This is a genomic window from Curtobacterium sp. NPDC089991, assembly GCF_044748425.1.
Classification (GTDB): Bacteria; Actinomycetota; Actinomycetes; order Actinomycetales; family Microbacteriaceae; genus Curtobacterium.
The window spans coordinates 250,423-267,753 of sequence record NZ_JBIVGB010000003.1 but is presented as its reverse complement, the minus strand read 5'-3'; the positions used below and the strand labels follow the sequence as shown (position 1 = coordinate 267,753).

12 protein-coding genes are annotated in these 17,331 nt (G+C 72.9%); 6 read left to right on the top strand and 6 right to left on the bottom strand.

Going from position 1 to position 17,331, the window contains the following annotated elements; all coding sequences use genetic code 11:
* Positions 1 to 33: 33 nt before the first annotated feature.
* A complete protein-coding gene (locus ACIPV1_RS10595; protein ID WP_248704188.1) occupies positions 34 to 1,143 on the bottom strand; it encodes a S16 family serine protease in 1,110 nt (369 codons plus the stop codon).
* Between the two features lie 152 nt (positions 1,144 to 1,295).
* Here ACIPV1_RS10595 and ACIPV1_RS10590 point away from each other — a divergent pair, with 152 nt between their 5' ends.
* A complete protein-coding gene (locus ACIPV1_RS10590) occupies positions 1,296 to 2,762 on the top strand; it encodes a zinc-dependent metalloprotease (RefSeq protein ID WP_243649851.1) in 1,467 nt (488 codons plus the stop codon).
* A 75-nt stretch (positions 2,763 to 2,837) separates the two neighbouring features.
* Positions 2,838 to 3,695, top strand: a complete 858-nt coding sequence (locus ACIPV1_RS10585) for a hypothetical protein (RefSeq protein WP_402726333.1) — start codon at positions 2,838 to 2,840, stop codon at positions 3,693 to 3,695.
* Here the strand turns inward: ACIPV1_RS10585 and ACIPV1_RS10580 are convergent.
* Both ACIPV1_RS10580 and nudC read right to left on the bottom strand, forming a co-directional pair.
* Positions 3,586 to 5,382 (bottom strand): ATP-dependent helicase, encoded by a 1,797-nt coding sequence (locus ACIPV1_RS10580; RefSeq protein WP_402726332.1) that lies wholly within the window; start codon positions 5,380 to 5,382, stop codon positions 3,586 to 3,588. The genes ACIPV1_RS10585 and ACIPV1_RS10580 overlap by 110 nt on opposite strands.
* Positions 5,379 to 6,314, bottom strand: coding sequence for an NAD(+) diphosphatase (gene nudC, locus ACIPV1_RS10575; protein ID WP_402726331.1), 936 nt, complete (start codon positions 6,312 to 6,314; stop codon positions 5,379 to 5,381). Before nudC ends, ACIPV1_RS10580 begins: the two co-directional genes overlap by 4 nt.
* A 142-nt stretch (positions 6,315 to 6,456) precedes the next feature.
* Here nudC and ACIPV1_RS10570 point away from each other — a divergent pair, with 142 nt between their 5' ends.
* The gene (locus ACIPV1_RS10570; RefSeq protein ID WP_123294087.1) at positions 6,457 to 7,455 is read left to right on the top strand and encodes a phosphotransferase; all 999 of its coding nucleotides are present in this window, start codon (positions 6,457 to 6,459) and stop codon (positions 7,453 to 7,455) included.
* Positions 7,456 to 7,831: 376 nt separating this feature from the next.
* On the opposite strand, the gene ACIPV1_RS10565 is transcribed toward ACIPV1_RS10570, so the two are convergent.
* Complete coding sequence (locus ACIPV1_RS10565) at positions 7,832 to 11,071, bottom strand: ATP-dependent DNA helicase (RefSeq protein ID WP_402726330.1); 3,240 nt, start codon at positions 11,069 to 11,071, stop codon at positions 7,832 to 7,834.
* A complete protein-coding gene (locus ACIPV1_RS10560) occupies positions 11,068 to 14,223 on the bottom strand; it encodes a PD-(D/E)XK nuclease family protein (protein WP_402726329.1) in 3,156 nt (1,051 codons plus the stop codon). The genes ACIPV1_RS10565 and ACIPV1_RS10560 overlap by 4 nt, the downstream gene beginning before the upstream one ends.
* Before the next feature lie 127 nt (positions 14,224 to 14,350).
* Here ACIPV1_RS10560 and ACIPV1_RS10555 point away from each other — a divergent pair, with 127 nt between their 5' ends.
* Both ACIPV1_RS10555 and ACIPV1_RS10550 read left to right on the top strand, forming a co-directional pair.
* Positions 14,351 to 14,575, top strand: a complete 225-nt coding sequence (locus ACIPV1_RS10555; protein WP_111084998.1) for a DUF3107 domain-containing protein — start codon at positions 14,351 to 14,353, stop codon at positions 14,573 to 14,575.
* 4 nt (positions 14,576 to 14,579) lie between these two features.
* Complete coding sequence (locus tag ACIPV1_RS10550) at positions 14,580 to 14,876, top strand: hypothetical protein (RefSeq protein WP_123294090.1); 297 nt, start codon at positions 14,580 to 14,582, stop codon at positions 14,874 to 14,876.
* Here ACIPV1_RS10550 and ACIPV1_RS10545 read toward each other — a convergent pair.
* Positions 14,873 to 15,589, bottom strand: coding sequence for a ferritin-like fold-containing protein (locus tag ACIPV1_RS10545; protein WP_235035842.1), 717 nt, complete (start codon positions 15,587 to 15,589; stop codon positions 14,873 to 14,875). The genes ACIPV1_RS10550 and ACIPV1_RS10545 overlap by 4 nt on opposite strands.
* A 90-nt stretch (positions 15,590 to 15,679) precedes the next feature.
* Between ACIPV1_RS10545 and ACIPV1_RS10540 the strand changes: the two genes are divergently transcribed.
* Positions 15,680 to 17,182, top strand: coding sequence for a DEAD/DEAH box helicase (locus tag ACIPV1_RS10540; RefSeq protein WP_131878363.1), 1,503 nt, complete (start codon positions 15,680 to 15,682; stop codon positions 17,180 to 17,182).
* Positions 17,183 to 17,331 lie beyond the last annotated feature (149 nt).

Genomic DNA, 17,331 nt, shown 5'->3' with positions numbered 1-17,331 from the left:
ACTGTGAAACTGTGCGAGGACTCAGGAACCCGGTCAGGAACCGCAGCGGGCGAGCTTCGCGGTGCTCTTCCCGTCGGCGATCGTCTGCAGGTCGGTGACGGCCTGGTCGAGCGTCGACACCTTGTAGACGTCGAGCCCGTCCGGCACGTGCCCGACGACCTCGCCGCAGTTGTCGGCCGGGGCGAGGAACACCGTCGCCCCCGCTTCCCGCGCTCCGTAGAGCTTCTGCCGGATGCCGCCGATGGCTCCGACCTCGCCGTCGGCGGTGATCGTGCCCGTCCCCGCGACATGCTTGCCGCCGTTGAGCTTGCCGGGTGTGATCTCGTCGATGATCCCGAGCGCGAACATCATGCCGGCCGAGGGGCCACCGACGTCCTGCAGCTTGATCGAGACGTCGAACGGGAAGTCGTACTTCTCCGTGACGCCGACGCCCAGGAGCGCGGTGCCCTGCTCGTCGCGCGGGGTCACCCGGACGTCCTTCGTCGCACCGTCGCGCTCGATGGTGACGGTGGCCGGGGTCGACGTGCCGTGCTTCGCGACGAGCTCCCGCAGCGAGGTGGCGTCGGCGTTCGTCGTGAGCGAGGTGCCGTCGAAGGCCGTGATGACGTCGCCCTTCTCGATCGGGCCGTCGGCAGCCGAGCCGGGCTGCACGGTACCGACCTCGAGTTCGGTCGGCAGGTCGTTCCCCTGCTGGATCAGTGCTGCGGCCACTGCGGACTGCTGCGACGCCTGCATGTCGGCGGAGTCCTGCTGGTTCACCTGCTCGGTCGTGGTGCCGGTCGGGTAGATCGCCTCGACCGGGATCACGGCCTCGGACTTCGTGAAGATCGCCCGGACGACGCTGGTCCACGACGGACGGTTCGTCGCGTCGCCCTGGATGCCGACCGTCAGCATGTCGAGCGCACCGGCGGTGGGGTAGGTCTCGTGCCCGGAGACCTGGATCAGCTTGACGTCCTTCGCGTCCTTGCCCGTCCCCTGCTTCTGGGTCCCGATGGTGTTGTAGACCGGTCCGGGGACCTCGATGAGGTACGGGCTCGGCAGCACGCTCGCCAGGATCCCCAGCACGACGGCACCGATCACGAACGCCCACCCGACGGTCCTGGCACGCGAACGACGACGGGGCGCGGGGGTGAAGAGGGTCACGCGGGGTCCTTCCAGGGGCGGTCGCCGGGCCTGACGGCGGGGCGGTCGTCCGCGCCGTGCGGCGGGACTGTTCGCCCTCGGCGCAGCGGTTCGGGCGTTCCCACGGGGGCATCCCAGGTGCGGCCCCGTGAGCAGCGATTAGCGTAGTCGGCATGCCTGATGAACCACAGCCGGGGCCGGACGACGACTTCCAGGAGATGCTGCGCAAGCTGCTCTCGGGCGAGGGCCAGATCGACCCGTCGCAGCTCGCCGGTGCGGCCGGCCTGCCGAACGACCCGGCCTTCGTCGCGAACCTGATGAGCCAGCTGCAGCGTGCCGCGCAGTCCGGCGGTGACGGCATCGACTTCTCCGCGACCGCCGAGCGCGCCACCGCGATCGCCCGCGAGGGCGGCCACGCCGTCGACCCGGTGGCCTCGCAGGCGGCCGACCAGGCGTTCCAGGTCGCCGCCCTCTGGTTGGACGAGGTCACGACCGTGGCCGAGCTCACCGCCACCCCGAGCCTGTACACGCGGGAGCAGTGGGCGAAGGCGACGGTTCCGGTGTGGACCCAGATCGCCGAGCCCGTCGCGTTCAGCATCGCCGATGCACTGACCGAGGCCATCGACCAGCGTGCTCCCGAAGAACTCAAGGCGATGCTCGGTGACGTCTCGAAGGCGATGCGCGGCGTCGGCGGTGCCCTCTTCGCCATCCAGCTCGGCCAGGTCGTCGGCCAGCTGTCGAAGGAGGTCGTGTCCGGCGGCGACGTGGGTGTCCCGCTGCTGGACGAGCAGGTCGCAGCACTCCTGCCGCAGAACGTGGCCGAGTTCGCCGAGGGACTCGACGTCTCCGAGGACGAGGTCCGCATCTACCTGGCGGTCCGCGAACTCGCGCACGCACGGCTCTTCCGCTCGGCGCGGTGGCTGCGACTGCACATCATCTCGTCGATCACGGACTACGCACGGGGCATCCACATCCCCTTCGACCGCGTCGAGGAGCTCGCCGCGGACATCGACCCGACCAACCAGGAGCAGCTGCGGGACGCGCTCGCCTCGGGCGCGCTCATCCCGCCGCGCACGCCCGAGCAGGATGCTGCGCTGGCACGACTCGAGACCATGCTCGCGCTCGTCGAGGGCTGGGTCGACACGGTGACCGCCGCCGCCACCGTCCGGCTGCCGAAGAGCGGCGCCATCGCCGAGATGGTCCGCCGTCGCCGTGCAGCCGGAGGACCCGCCGAGTCCGCGTTCGCGACGCTCGTCGGCCTCGAACTGCGACCCCGCCGTCTGCGCGAGGCCGCCGCGATGTGGCAGCGGGTGACGGACGAGCTCGGTGCCGAGCAGCGTGACGCACTCTGGTCGCACTTCGACCTCGTCCCCACGTCCGACGACGTCGACGCACCGGACGCCCTGGTCGCCCGTCTGCGGAACCCCGCGCAGACCGAGGAGGACGACGCGTTCGACAAGGCGCTCGAGGACTTGCTCAACGACGCCACCGGCGCCCGTCCGCACGAGGACGAGTCCGGCCGGATCGACGACGGCGCCCCGGGCACCGACGGAACGGGCACCGGCAAGACGGCCACCGACGGAACGGGCACCGACGAGACAGGCACCGACGAGGACCACCCCGGCGACCAGCCCCGCTGAGTCCGGCACCGCCGAGTTCTCCACAGATCCACCACCCGGCCCCACGCGTGCCCCCGACTCGGGCACCGTGGGGTCATGGGCATCCGCATCGATCCGACACTCGAGTTCGTCTGGCGCGACCCGACGACGGTGCAGCTCGGGGCCGATCCGCCTCGTGCCGTCGTCGACGTCCCGACCACGGGCGAGGAACGGTTCCTCAGTGCCCTGCGGCGTGAGACGGGGCGCGAAGCGCTGAGTGGCCTCGCCGTCACCTCGGGCTGCCCACCGGACGTCGCCGCGCGCGTGCTCGGTGCGGCGTCCCCCGCGGTGATCGACGTCCTGCCCGAACCGCTCGAACGGGTCGAGGTGCACGGGGCCGGCGGGTTGGCGGACACGATCGCGGCCCACCTGTCCGGTGAGGGCGTGACCGTCGCGCGGACATCGTCCCCGCGGGGCGGCCCGGTCGAGCTGCCGGAGCACGAACCCCGGCTCGCCGTGGTGGTCGCCGACCACGTCGTCGACCCCGCGCTCCGCGCCGCCTGGACCCGCAGGGGCGTGCCGCACCTGGCTGTGGTGGTGGGCGACGGCCGCATCCGCCTCGGGCCGTTCGTGGTCCAGGGGGCCGGCCCGTGCCTCCAGTGCGCGGAGTTCGCACGCGTGGACGACGACCCGGCGTGGCCCGCGATCGCGTCGCAGCTGTGGGGACGACCACCGGCGCCGCTGTCACCGTGGCGGTCCGCCGCGGTGGCCGCGGCCACCACCCGGCTGCTCGTGCAGCGCCTGCCGCTCCGGTCGCAACGTGCCGACTCGGACCAGGTGGTGTTCGACCGCGACGACCTGGCCGTCAGCCGGTGGTCGGTGCCGCCCCATCCGCGGTGCGCGTGCCGAGCACTGCCAGGAACCGACTCGGAGCGCGGGCTCCCCCACGCGTGGAACCCTGTCTCGACCACGTGATCGTCACGGTCCGCCGGGCGCGGGTCAGGCCGACGTAGAACAGGCGACGTTCCTCGTCCACCTCGGTGTCGGTGGTGGCGTGTGAGATCGGCAGGAGTCCCTCGGCGGCACCGGCGATGACCACGTTCGGCCACTCGAGCCCCTTGGACGAGTGCAGGGTCGCCAGGGTCACGGCGTCGACCTCGGGCTCGTGGTGGGTCGCGGCACGGTCCACCAGGTCCTGGGTGAACTGCTGCATGGTCGTGCCGGCGGGGGCGTCCTCGGCCAGGCCCATGATCGCCTGCAGGGCTTCCCACTGCTCGCGGACGGCGCCGGTGCCCTCGGGGGCGGTCGACGTCCACCCACTGACCTGCAGCACGAGGCGGACACGGCGGGTCAGTTCGTCGTCGGTCTGCCGGATCGCCTCGCCGCGCATGTGGTGCACCGCGAGCTTGACCTCGGGCCGGTTGAAGAAGCGCGTGCCGCCCTGCACCCGATAGGGGATGCCGTTGCGGCCGAGTGCGGACTCGAGGGCCGCGGACTGGGCGCCGACGCGGAACAGCACCGCGCAGTCGCCGTACGAGGCTCCGCCGGCGACGAGTTCCGCGATGCGCCGGGCGATGGTCTGGGCCTCGTCGCCGTCGTGCACGCACGGCACGACGACCGGGTCCGGACCGGGCTCCTGCGTCTGCGCGACCAGGTCGAGCGCACCCGGTTGCCCGCGCATCAGGGCGTTGGCGGCGTGCACGACCTCGCGGGTGGAGCGGTAGTTCCGCTCGAGTCGCACGACCGATCCGCGGGGGAACTCCGAGCCGAAGCCGAGCAGGTAGTCGCTCGACGCACCGGCGAACGAGTAGATCGTCTGGCTGGCGTCGCCGACGACGCACAGGTCGTCGCGGCCACCGAGCCAGGCCCGCAGCAGGTCGTGCTGCACGGGCGAGACGTCCTGGTACTCGTCGACCACGAAGAACCGGTACTGCTGCCGCACGTAGGACGCCACGCGCGGCTCCGACTCGACCATGCCGAGCGTGGCGAGCAGGACGTCCTCGAAGTCGAGCTGTCGGCGGTCGTCCTTCAGGCGCTCGTAGGCCTTCATCAGGTCGATCACCCGGCGCGGCGAGGTGTCGCGCGGCATCACCCGTTCGGCGGCGGCGGCCTCGTACTCCTCGAGCGAGAGCATCTGCACCTTGCGCCACTCGACCTCGGCGGCCAGGTCGCGCAGCACCGGGGTGTCGACCGACATCCCGACGGTGTCCGCGGCGTGCGCGATCATCCGGCCCTTGGACTCGACGATCTTCGGCGCGTGCCCGCCGACGGTGTCCGGCCAGAAGTAGCTGAGCTGCGCCATCGCCGCGGCGTGGAAGGTCCGCGCCTGCACCGTGCCGGCGCCGAGCGAGCGCAGCCGCGACCGCAGCTCCCCGGCGGCGCGGGTGGTGAACGTCAGCGCGAGGACGTGGTTCGGTGCGTAGGTGCCGGTCGCGACGCCGTAGGCGATGCGGTGGGTGATCGCACGGGTCTTGCCGGTGCCGGCGCCCGCCAGGACCGCGACGGGGCCGAGCAGGGTCCGGGCGACGGTGCGCTGCTCGGTGTCGAGAGCGGCGAGGAGTTCATCGGGCGACGGCGGACGGACCTCGGCCGAACCGGCCGACCCGCCTGCACCGCCCGGACCAGCGCCAGCCGACACCGGCCCACCACCAGCACTGCTCACGGCAGGTCCAGCGGCCCGCCGTACCACTCCTCGATGATGGCGCGGGCGATCGAGGTCCGACCGGGCAGCAGCAGGGTGTCCCCCGCGCGCTCCCGGATGTCCTTGCGCGAGAACCAGCGCACGTCGAGGATCTCGACGCCGTCGGGCCGGGCGGTCGACGGGTCGCCGTCCACTGCGCGGGCACGGAAGCCGACCATCAGCGACGCGGGGAACGGCCACGGCTGCGAGCCGAGGTACTCGGGCTCCTCGACGTGCACGCCGGACTCCTCGAAGACCTCGCGGCGGACGGCGTCCTCGAGCGACTCCCCCGGTTCGACGAACCCGGCGAGCAGCGAGTAGCGGTCGGCGTCCCACGCGGCGTTCGAGCCGAGCAGGATGCGGTCGTCGGCGTCGACGACACCGACGATGATCGCGGCGTCGGTACGCGGGAAGTGCTCGTGTCCTTCAGGGTCGCGGCGCACCCACCCGCCGGTGACGACGTCGGTCGCGGACCCGGTGCGGGGCGAGAAGCCGTGGACGGCGTGCCAGTTCGCCATCGCCACGGCCTCGACCGCCAGGCCCTGGTCGCGCGGGGACAGCTCGGTGCCGAACATGCGCAGGCTCTCCCACGCGTCGTCGGACGGTTCGATGGCCGACGCGGTGGCGTCGTCGACGAGGGCCGCGACGAAGCGGGTGCCGGCGGGGGCGTCGGCAGCGTCGGACACGGCGCGGCCGAGGTACAGCGTCACGGTGCCGTCGGGGACGTCGGCCGCGGTCACGAAGCGCAGGGTGCCGTCGGCGTTCCGGAGCATCTCCGAGCCGTGCACCGGCAGGTACCGGGTCGCGGAGTCCTCGCGCAGGACCCGGTCGAGGTCCGGCGTCGTGCGGAACTCGGCGTCGCGGTCGAGTTCGTTGCGGGACAGCGGGAGCCGGGAGGCGAACTCGACGGTCACGGCAGAGGGCTCCTCGGTTCAGGTGCAGGCGAGGCCTGCGGGCGGGGCGTGCGGGCGGGGCGTGCGGCAAGGCGTAGTGGGAAGGCTTCGGGAACAGCGTGGCGTGCACCGGTGCAGGCGTCACGCACCTACCCTGAGGGGCATGGCGGGATCCCAGTTCACTCTAGCCGCGTTGGCGACGACGGCCGTGCCCGGTCTCGTCGTCACGGGCACGCGCACGCTCGGCTCGGCCGCGGCCGGCGACTACGAGTCGGCTCTCCTCCGCGACGCCGACGGCGCCCTGACGGTCATCCGACGTCCCCGGAACCAGCGGGCGGAAGCCCGGCAGTCGGCCGACCTCGTCGCGATCCGTGCGCTGAGCGCCGGGATCCGCACGCGCCTCCCGTTCGGTGTGGCCGAGTACCGCGGTCAGGCGCCGATCGGATCGACCCGCGCCATCGTCACCACCCGGCTGCCGGGCGCGCACCCGACGCTCGCGTCGTTCGCCGAGCGCCCCGAGCTCGCCACGAGCGTCGGCCGCGCCCTCGCCGCGATCCACCAGCTGCCGACGAGCTTCGTCTCGGACGCCGGCCTGCCGTCGCTCACCCCGTTCGAGGTGCTGCGCTCCGCCGTGTCCGTGATGGACCGCGCCGTCGCCACCAAGCTCGTGCCCGCCGCCCTGGTCGAACGGTGGGAGGGTGCCGCGCGCGACCAGCAGCTGTGGCAGTTCACCCCCACCGTCGTGCACGGTTCGATCGGCACCGGCGTGCTGCTCGTCGACGGCGATGCCGTCAGCGGGATCCTCGACTGGGGCGAGCTCCGACTCGGAGACCCGGCGAAGGACCTCGCCTGGGTGCTCGCCGGCCGACGCGACGCCTTCGACACCGTCCTGAGCGCCTACGAGGCGAACGGCGGCGGACGCGACCGTCAGCTCGCACAGCGCGCCCGGGTGCACCACGAACTCGAGACGGCGCACTGGCTGCTGCACGGCGTCCAGGCGAAGAGCACCGAGGTCGTCGACGACGCGGTCGCGATGATGCACCGGCTGGTCGACGCGGTGCACGCGCCGAGCGCGGAGCCGCTGCAGTCGGTGTCCCCCGAGACGATGGAGATCGGCGAGGTCGAGCAGTTGCTGTCGTCGACCGAACGCCGACACGGCTGACCGCCGCTCCGACGTTCCGGCTCGTGCGCCGCGCTCACCTCTGCCCGAGCGGTCACGCAACGTCGTCCGCCCTGCGTTCGAGCGACCGTCCACGACCAGTCCGCAGCCGCCGACGGGCTGTCGTGACCAGTGGCGGTCGCGCTGGGCGGTGGGCGCGACTGCCTGGAGGCCCGGTGCCGGTCCGCGAGACCGGCACCGGGCCTCCCGGGTGGCGGGCTGGGCGCGGCGCGCTCCCCGCCCGCGTCCGGCACCGAGCGGTCACGACTCCCCGCCCTCCGAGCACCGACCGGCCACGAACCGTCGGCCGTCGAGCCTCGCACTGACGGCCTGTGACCGGTCGCCGTGCACGCCGCGGGATGTCGCGACCCCTCGTCGGTCAGCCGATCGCGGCCGTCCAGGCGCGCTCGAGTCCGGCACGGTCCAGCAGCTCGGTCGGACGCACCTCGAGGTCGTCCGCGACGAAGTAGAACACGGCGTCGACCTGGTCGAGCGGTCGACCGGTGAACTCGGCGTAGGCCACCCGGTACAGGGCGAGCTGCAGCGTCCGTCGGGCCAGGTCGTCGGCACCGGACGGCGCCTTGCCCGTCTTCCAGTCGACGACCTCGGCACGCCCGTCGATCTCGTAGACGGCGTCGAGCTTGCAGACGACGCTGTGTCCGAGGAACGGGATGTGGATCTCCCGCTCGACCTCGACCGGCGTGCGGGCGGCCCACCGTGAGCGGGCGAAGGTGGCCTGGAAGTCCGCCAGTCGTCGGGCGTCGTCGTCCGTGACCACGGCGTCCGTCGAGGCGTCGACCAGGTCGTCGGCGTCGAGGTCGAGCTCGTCGCCCCACACGTCGAGGGTCTCGAGCGAACCGCCCGTGCGGGCACGCTGCTCCACCCACTGGTGGAAGAGCGTGCCGAGCCGGGTCGCTCGGTACGGACGCTCCGGCATCGGCCGCCGCAGGCGTTCGGCCACCTTGTCCGGCTCGGTCAGGTAGTCCTTGAAGCCGGAGGCCGGCACGCGGTGCGGGACCACGACCGCGTGCTTCGCGTTCCGGGTCGCGCGTCGTTCGGCGAGCAGCAGGTCGATGTCGGCCGCGTACCGGCCGGAGGCACCGGGGTTGGCGTTCCGGACCCGCTCGGCCGCCGCCAGCACCCTGGGCGCACGCTGCCCGAACGGCACGTGCGGCCAGAGCTGCTGGGCGCCGTCCTCGCCGAGGGGGTTCTCGTCGTGCACGGTGGTCTCCGGGATCGCGGTGCCGTCGACGACCCCGGCCTCGACCAGGTCGTGCAGGTACCGGCTCGGCTCGGTGGGGCGCACGCCGCCGGCCCAGAACGAACCGGACACGAGCAGGTCGTGGCGGGCACGGGTCAGCGCGACGTACGTGAGTCGGCGTTCCTCGTCCTCGTTGCGGGCCTTCACCTGCTCCTTGAAGGCGTCGATCGCGGTCGTGACGTCCTTCTGGGTCTCCTGCCCGCGCCACGCCAGGCTCGGCAGCTCGGCGCCGTCCCCCCGGAACTCGTACGGCAGACGGCCGAAGCCGAGCCACCCGGACGAGCCCTCCTGCGGCCGCGCGGGCAGGCCGCCCTCGACCATGCGCGGCACCGCGACGGCGTCCCACTCGAGGCCCTTCGACCCGTGGATCGTCAGGATCTGGACCGTGCCGGCTTCGGGTTCCTCGGAGCGCGGGCCCATGTCGTCACGGCGGGCGGCGGCGTCGATCCACCCCAGGAAGGAGCCGAGGTCGGCACGGTCGTCGGTGGACACGAACCCGGCGAGCTCGTCGATGAAGGCGTCGAGGTACGCCCCGCTGCCCTGCTCGTGCGCCGCGACCTCGATGTCGAGCCGCATCTCCTGCACCACGAGCGTCACGAAGTCGACCAGGTCGCTGCCGGCCCGCGACCGCAGCATCGCGAGCTGCGTGCCGAGCGCCCGCATCCGGCTGCGGCCGGCGGGCGTGATGCCCTCGAGCGCGCCGTGCTCGTCCGGTGCGGTCGCCACGAAGTCCAGGGCGTCGACGATCGAACCGTGCTCGCCCGCAGCCACCGAGGCGCGGAACGCCGCCGTCAGCTCGTCGTCGAGCCGCTGCTGCGTGTGGTCGCGCTGGAACAGCCACCGCGCGAGGTGGTGGAGGGCGACGACGTCCGCCGCGCCCACCCGCCACCGGGCACCCGCGAGCAACCGGATGAGGTCGTTGCCGGCAGCCGGGTCGTGCAGCACCCGCAGGCACGCGACCAGGTCCACGATCTCGGGGCGCTGCAGCAGGCCGCCGGTGCCGAGCACGTGGAAGGGCACAGCACGCGCTCCGAGCGCCGCGGTGAACGACGCCAGGTCCTTGCGGGCACGGAGCAGCAGGGCCATCGACCCGGTCGGGTTCCGCTTCCGGTGGCCCTGGAACCACGCGGCGACCTCGTCGGCCTCTTCCGGCAGGGTCTCCGGGAACACCGCCCGGACCGTCCCGGCGTCCGCACCGGGTCGCGGTGACAGGCGCTCGACGTCGACCTCGGACGCCTCGGACAGCGGCGCCACGATCGCGTTCGCCCCCGCGAGGACGTCGACCGGGTTCCGCCAGCTCGTCGACAGCGCGAACGTCACGGGCCGGACCGCGTCCGGCTCGGTGCCGCCGAAGTCGTGCGGGAAGCGTGCGAGGTTCGCGGCGCTCGCACCGCGGAACCCGTAGATCGACTGGTGCGGGTCACCCACGGCCATCACCGAGTGCCCGCGGAACAGCCGGGCGAGGAACCGGGTCTGCACCACCGAGGTGTCCTGGTACTCGTCGAGCAGCACGACGCCGAACCGCTGCCGCAGGTCCGTGACCACCCGCGGCGCGGACTCGGCCGCGGCGAGCGCCAGGGCGATCTGGTCGGAGAACTCGACGAAGCCGCGGTCGACCTTCTGCCGTCGGAACTCCGCGACCAGGTCGGCGAGGGGCTCCAGCGCACCGATCGCGGCGACGGCCTCGGTGATCGCCTTGTACGGCTTGCCACGGTTGCCGGGCAGTTCGAGCAGGTCGGAGAACTCGACGGCGAACCGGTGGAGGTCCTCGGGTTCGACGAGGTGCTCGGACGTGGCCCCGGCGAGCGCCACGACGGCCGCCGTGAGCGTGTCGACGTCGCGGTCGAGTCCGGCCAGTCGGTCGTCACGCGCGGCCACCACGACGCGGCGGGCCAGCTGCCAGGCGGACGGTTCGGTCAGGACCTGGGACTCGCCGTCGCGGCCGACGAGCAGGGCGTTCTCGCGGAAGACGGCGTTCGCGAACGCGTTGTAGGTCGACACCGTGGGCGCTTCGAAGGCGTCGCCCGGGGTGATCAGACCGACGTCCTCGAGTGCACGGATGCGGTCGTTGATGCGCACCGAGAGCTCGCCGGCGGCCTTGCGGGTGAAGGTCAGACCGAGGACCTCGTCGGGGCGGACCATCCCGTTCGCCAGCAGCCAGACCACCCGAGACGCCATCGTCTCGGTCTTGCCGCTGCCGGCTCCGGCGACGACCAGGGCGGGAGTGAGCGGGGACTCGATGACGGCGCGCTGCTGTGCGGTCGGGCGCGGGCGGCCGAGGGCGTCGGCGATGGCGTCGGCGCCGTGCCGCACCACAGGCGCAACGAGGACGTCCGTCGTGTCGGTCGTGTCGGTCACCAGGTCACCTCCGAGACAACGTGGATGCGGCACTCGACGCCGGTCCGGGCCTTCTCGCAGTGGTCGTCCACGTTCGCCAGGAAGGTCCGTCCGGCCATGCCGCGCGCGACCCCGTGCAGGCGCTCCCGGTAGGCGTCGCGCGCCTCGGCGTCGAACGCGTGCTGGGTGCGCTCCGAGTAGGCCTGCCCGCCGCGGGGGTTCTGCACGAACACGAGTCGGGCGTCCGTCATGGGCGAGCCGGCCGGAACGCCCTCGACCGCGCCGTCCTCGATCGCCAGCTGGTACGCGCCGAGCTGCGGGTGCTCCGGCATGTCGTTCTTCTCGCTCGGCATCGAGCGTCCGGTCTTGAGGTCCACGACGCTGACACGGCCCTCGGGGTCGACCTCGATGCGGTCGATGCTGCCGCGCATCCGGGCGGGGCCGGTGACCAGGGCGAACGAGGTCTCGGCGCCGAGCAACCGGCGGCCAGCGCCCGCGAAGGTCCGCAGGTAGTCGCTGAGCCCCTCGATCATGCGGCGGGTGCGCGCGCGTTCCCGATCGGCCACCCACGGCGACTCGAAGGTCAGTTCGTCCCACCGGGCCTCGACCCGCTCCCACAGCGACTCGACGTCGATCTCGGTCGCGTGCTCCATCGCCTCGTGCACGATCGTGCCGATCCCCATCGCCGGACTCGGCGCACCGCCGCCGAAGGTCTGCACGAACCAGTGCACCGGGCACTCCTCGAACGTGCCGATGCGCGACGGCGAGACGGACACGGTCGGGGCGACGGGTTCGCCGCCCTCGACCTCGGGGGCCGGGTCGGCGTCGAGGTCGACCAGCGGCTCGTCGGTGGTGGGCTCGGCGAGGCCGTACCAGTCGTCCGGTGCGGCCCCGGGGACCTCGGCCTCGGCCAGTCGGGCGAGCGCCGAGGCGGCCTCGTGGTCGCCGGACAGGACGACCCGACGTCGCAGGGACCCGGCCAGTCCGCGCAGGGACAGCGGGTGCACGGTCGGCTGCCGGTCCGGCGGCACCGGCACCAGGCGGACGAACGGCGACGGGGACTCGTCGTCGTTGGCGACGGTGCCGATCACGACCTGCGTGGTCGCGCGGGAGACGGCGCGGGCGAACAAGCGGAGTTCGTCGGCGACCACCGCGGCGCGGTCGTCGATCGGCGAACGCTCGGCCCCCGACGCTGCACGGACCAGGCCGTCCGGATCGAGCAGACTGCCGCGCACCCGGGTGTTCGGCCACACGCCGTCCTGCAGCCCGAGCACCACGACGACGTCGCACTCGAGTCCGATCGTCGCCGAGGGGGTGAGCACCCGGACCCGGCCGGCGGTGCGGTCGGGGCCGATGGAGTCCTCGGGCAGGTCGGAGCCGAGCAGGTCGTCGACGAACACCCGGGCCGGGGCGTCCGGGGTGCGTTCGACGAACCGCTTGGCGGCGGTGAACAGGCCGACGACGGCGTCGAGGTGCCGGTCCGCCTCGCCCGCTCCGACCCCGCCGGCTGCGGACTGCCCGCCCCACGACTTCGCGAGGCCGCTGCGCTCCCACAAGCCCCAGAGGATCTCCTCGATGCTCGATCCGGACTCGGCGTCGGCGTGTGCCTGCACCAGGCTGCGTGCGAGTCGGGTCGCGCGTCTGGCGAAGCCGGCGTCGACCGTGGCCAGACGTTCCGGGGCACCGAGCGCGTCGATCAGGAGTTCGTCGGCCGTGCGGGTGCCGTCGCCGGCGAGCTCTTCGCGCCGCAGGGCGAGCCGCAGCCGGCGCATCGCCAGGGTGTCGAGTCCGCCGAGCGGCCCGGTGGCGAACGCGGTGGCCAGGGAGGCGTCGAGGGGCAGGACCCCGAGGGCGACCGCCGCGGCGTCGAGCAGCGCCCGCGCCGCCGAGTCGTCACGGGGGCGGACGGGCGCGGCACCGGCGGTCGCGGGGACCTCGGCCACCGAGAGCGCACGCACGAGCTCGGGGATCGCGGCGCCGCTGCGGGTCACGACGGCCATCCGGTGCCACGGCACACCGTCGAGCAGGCGGTGCTCCCGGAGCCGCCGCGCGACGGCCACGAGCAGCGCCGACCGGCTCGCCGCCTCGAGGTGCACGACGGCGTCGGCTCGGGCGTCCTCGTCGCTCGCCGTGGCCGCGCGCTGCCGACCGGCCGCTGCCGTGCCGATGCGCCCCGTGATCCCGGAGACCAACGACCGGATCGGCGCGGGGTACCGGTGCACGGTGCCGAGGAAGAGTTCGTCGACGCGGTCCACGCCGAGCCGCACGGCCAGGCGCCCGAGGACGTCCGGTTCGGCCCCGCGGAACGCCGAGGCGGCGATGTCCGGGTCGCCGAACGCGACGACCTGCACGCCGGACCGGGCGAGCGCACCGAGCAGTGCCACCTCGCCCTCGACGAGTTCCTGGGTGTCGTCGACCACGATGAGTCCGAGGGCGGCGATGCTCGCCGGGAGTTCCCCGCGCAGCACGGCCGCGGTGGCGAACGCGACGAGCTCACCGGAGTCGAGGCTGGTCGCACGGAACGCGGTGACCGAGGCCCGGTACTCGTCGACGAAGTCACCGACGGCCCGCCACTCGGGTCGACCGCCCTCGTCGCCGAGCTCGCGCATGTCCTCGGGCTCGACGCCCGCCGCGACCGCACGCATCATGACGTCGCGCAGCGCGGTCCGGAACCCGGCGCGCTCGCGCACCACCGCGGTGATGGGTTCGGGCCAGTCCGGACCGGTGCCGTCGAGCTCGTGACCGGCGAGCAGGTCGGCGATGATGCGGTCCTGCTCGCCACCGGTCAGCAGCGTGGGCGCTTCCTGCGCCTGGACCGCGGCGGCGTGCGCGACGATCTGGAAGGCCAACGAGTTCACGGTCCGGGCGAGGGCTCCGGGCACCACGCGGTCGACGGCGGCGGCGAGGCGGTCACGCAGGGCGGTGGCAGCGGTCCGCGACGAGGTCAGCGCGAGCACGGTGGCGTGCCCGTCGGGGCTGATCGCGTCCGGTCGGCGCAACCGGTCGGCGACGAGCCGGGCGAGCGTGGTCGTCTTGCCCGTGCCGGGAGCGCCGATGACCGCCGCGTGCCGGCCGTCGGGCAGCGCGAGCACGGCGGTCTGGGACGGGTCGTCGGCCAGGGCGCGTGCGACGCCGACGTCTGCGGGGGCTGGCGTCAGCGTGGTCTGCGGCACGCTCGTACGGTACCCACGACCGCCGACACCACCCGGCCCGACGCGGGCGCGGCGCGCACCCGGGCCGCAGAGTGCGCCCGCGGCGAACGTCCGATGTCCTCCGGGACCGCTCGGATACGCTGTGCTCGTGGACATCAAGATCGGCATCATCAACAGCCCGCGCGAGATCGCGTTCGAGACCGCCCAGACCGCCGACGAGATCGAGAAGGCCGTGTCTGAGGCCCTCGCGTCGAAGGCGACGCACCTGTCGCTCCAGGACGAGAAGGGCCGTCGCTTCATCGTTCCGGTTGCCGCCCTGGCGTACGTCGAGGTCGGCGCGGAAGAGGCACGCCGCATCGGCTTCGTCGCCTGACGACGTGGAACTGCTCTTCGCCGTCCTCGGCGGCCTGATCATCGGCGGGATCGCGCACGTGGTCCTGCCCTGGCGCGCCAGTCGTGGCGTCTTGATCGGGCCCGCCGTGGGCGGTATCGCCGCTGCCGTGCTGTGGGAGGCACTGACCTGGGCCGGATGGCGGTACGACGCCACCTGGATCTGGGTCGTGGCCCTGGTCGGTGCGGGCGTCGTCGCCCTCGTCGTCGAGTGGCTGCTCGGGACGCGCCGCGACAAGAGCGACGTCGAGTACTACGAACGACTCAAGGCCCGCGGGGCCTAGGCCGTCAGGCCGAGCGCGTCCATCCGACGGGTGTGCGCCGCGATCAGTTCGGTCCAGACCGGCTCGAGCCGCTCCTGGTCCTCGCGCGCGTGCGACGCCAGCGCCGACCGCGCCACGAGCAGAGTGTCGCCGACCAGACGCCGGCCCCACATCGCCAGGCGCGAGCCGACCTCGGGGTCGTCCTCGATGCGGGCGGTCAGTTCCTCGACGACCGCGGGTTCCTCACGCGCGTCGAACACGGAGCGCAACCGCTGCCGCACGTCGTTCGGCAGCGACCGCAGCAGGTTGCCGAACAGGTCGTTCAGGATGCCGGCCGTGACGTAGCCGGTCAGCATCGACTCGTACCAGTCGGCGCCGCTCGTGCGCTCGAGGAACCGGTCGATCGCCTCGCGGTGCGGCGCCATCAGTTCCGCCGGGTCCGACCCGTTGCGTTCGATCTCGGCGACGATCGTGCGGTGCCGGTCGAGCGCCGTCGTCGCGAGCACACCCGTCACCAGGCGACCGGACAGCGTCGGCGCCGAGGCACCGGCACGACCCATCGTCTCGTAGACGGAGAGCTGCAGGTACGCGGCCTGGCCCAGGTAGACGTCGAGCTCGGGGGTGACGTCGTCGAGCGCCAGACGCTTGACCTGGCTTGCGTTGCGCGGGTTCCGCGACGCGAGCCACGCTGCTGCGAGCTGCGCCGCGCGCTTCCGGTTCCACCACGACACCACCCGGAGAGCATAGCGGGAACCGCCTCGCGCCCCGCTCCACCCGCCCATCGGTAGACTGGCCCGGACTTCCACCAGAACTAAGGTGATTCTTTGACTTTCGCAGACCTCTCCATCGAGCAGGACATCGTCGACGCGCTCGCGGGCAAGGGCATCCTCGAGCCCTTCCCGATCCAGCAGCAGACGATCCCGCTCGCCCTCACCGGCCAGGACATCATCGGCCAGGCCAAGACCGGTACCGGCAAGACCTTCGGGTTCGGCCTCCCCCTCATCCAGCGCCTCGGCGCCGACCCGGCGCCCGGCGTCAAGGCCCTCGTCGTCGTCCCGACCCGCGAACTCGCGGTCCAGGTGACCGAGGACCTCGAGGTCGCCACCTCGAACCGCCCGACCACCGTCGCGGCGATCTACGGCGGCAAGGCGTACGAGGGCCAGATCGAGCAGCTCAAGGCCGGCGCCCAGATCGTCGTCGGCACGCCCGGGCGCCTCATCGACCTGCAGCGCCAGCGACTCCTCGACCTGTCCCACGTGCAGGAAGTCGTCCTCGACGAGGCCGACCGCATGCTCGACCTGGGCTTCCTGTCGGACATCGAGCGCATCTTCCAGGCCATCCCCGAGGTGCGGCACACGATGCTGTTCTCGGCCACGATGCCCGCGCCGATCGTCGCCCTCGCCCGCCGGTTCATGAGCCGTCCGGTGCACATCCGGGCGACCGACCCGGACGAGGGCCTCATGCAGGCCAACATCAAGCACCTCATCTACCGCGCGCACTCCCTGGACAAGGACGAGGTCATCGCCCGCATCCTCCAGGCCGAGGGCCGCGGCAAGACCGTGATCTTCACCCGCACCAAGCGTGCGGCGGCGAAGCTCGTCGAGGAGCTCAAGGACCGCGGGTTCAACGCCGCAGCGGTGCACGGTGACCTCAACCAGGAGCAGCGCGAGCGCGCGATGGCCGCCTTCAAGGCCGGCAAGCGCGACGTGCTCATCGCCACCGACGTCGCCGCCCGCGGCATCGACGTGGACGACGTCACGCACGTCATCAACCACACGATCCCGGACGACCCGGACACCTACCTGCACCGCGCCGGTCGTACCGGCCGTGCCGGCAAGACCGGCATCGCGGTCACGTTCGTCGACTGGGACGACCTGCACAAGTGGACGCTGATCGACAAGGCCCTCGAGTTCGGCATCCCCGAGCCCGTCGAGACCTACTCGTCGTCGCCGCACCTGTTCGAGGAACTCGACATCCCGAAGGGCACCAAGGGCCGTCTGCCCGGTGCCTCGTCGCACGCCGCGTCGGCCGGTGCCCCCGCCGAGAAGCGCAGCAGCGACCGTCCGGCCTCCGGTCCGCGTGACGCGTCGCGTTCGCGGTCGCGCAGCCGCACCCGGTCAGGAGGCTCGGAGCAGCCCGCCTCGCAGGCTCCCGCCACCGAGTCCGCGGCTCCGACCTCCGCGCCCACCGACGACTCGTCGGCCACCGAGGGCGGGACCACCGACGGCGCCGCGAAGCGTCGTCGCCGTCGCCGCCGTCGCGGAGCCGGCACCGGCGATGCCTCGGCGACCGCCTCGGCACCGCAGGGTTCGTCGGACGGCGAGTAGCGCCTCCAGACCGAAGGGTCCGTCGCTGACGCGACGGGCCCTTCGTCGTCCCCGCCTGCCGACTGCCCCCGCGAAAGCGACAGATTGCCGCGAACCGTCGGCGGGAATCTGTCGCTTTCGCGGAGGGGTCAGGCCGCGCCGAGCGAGAA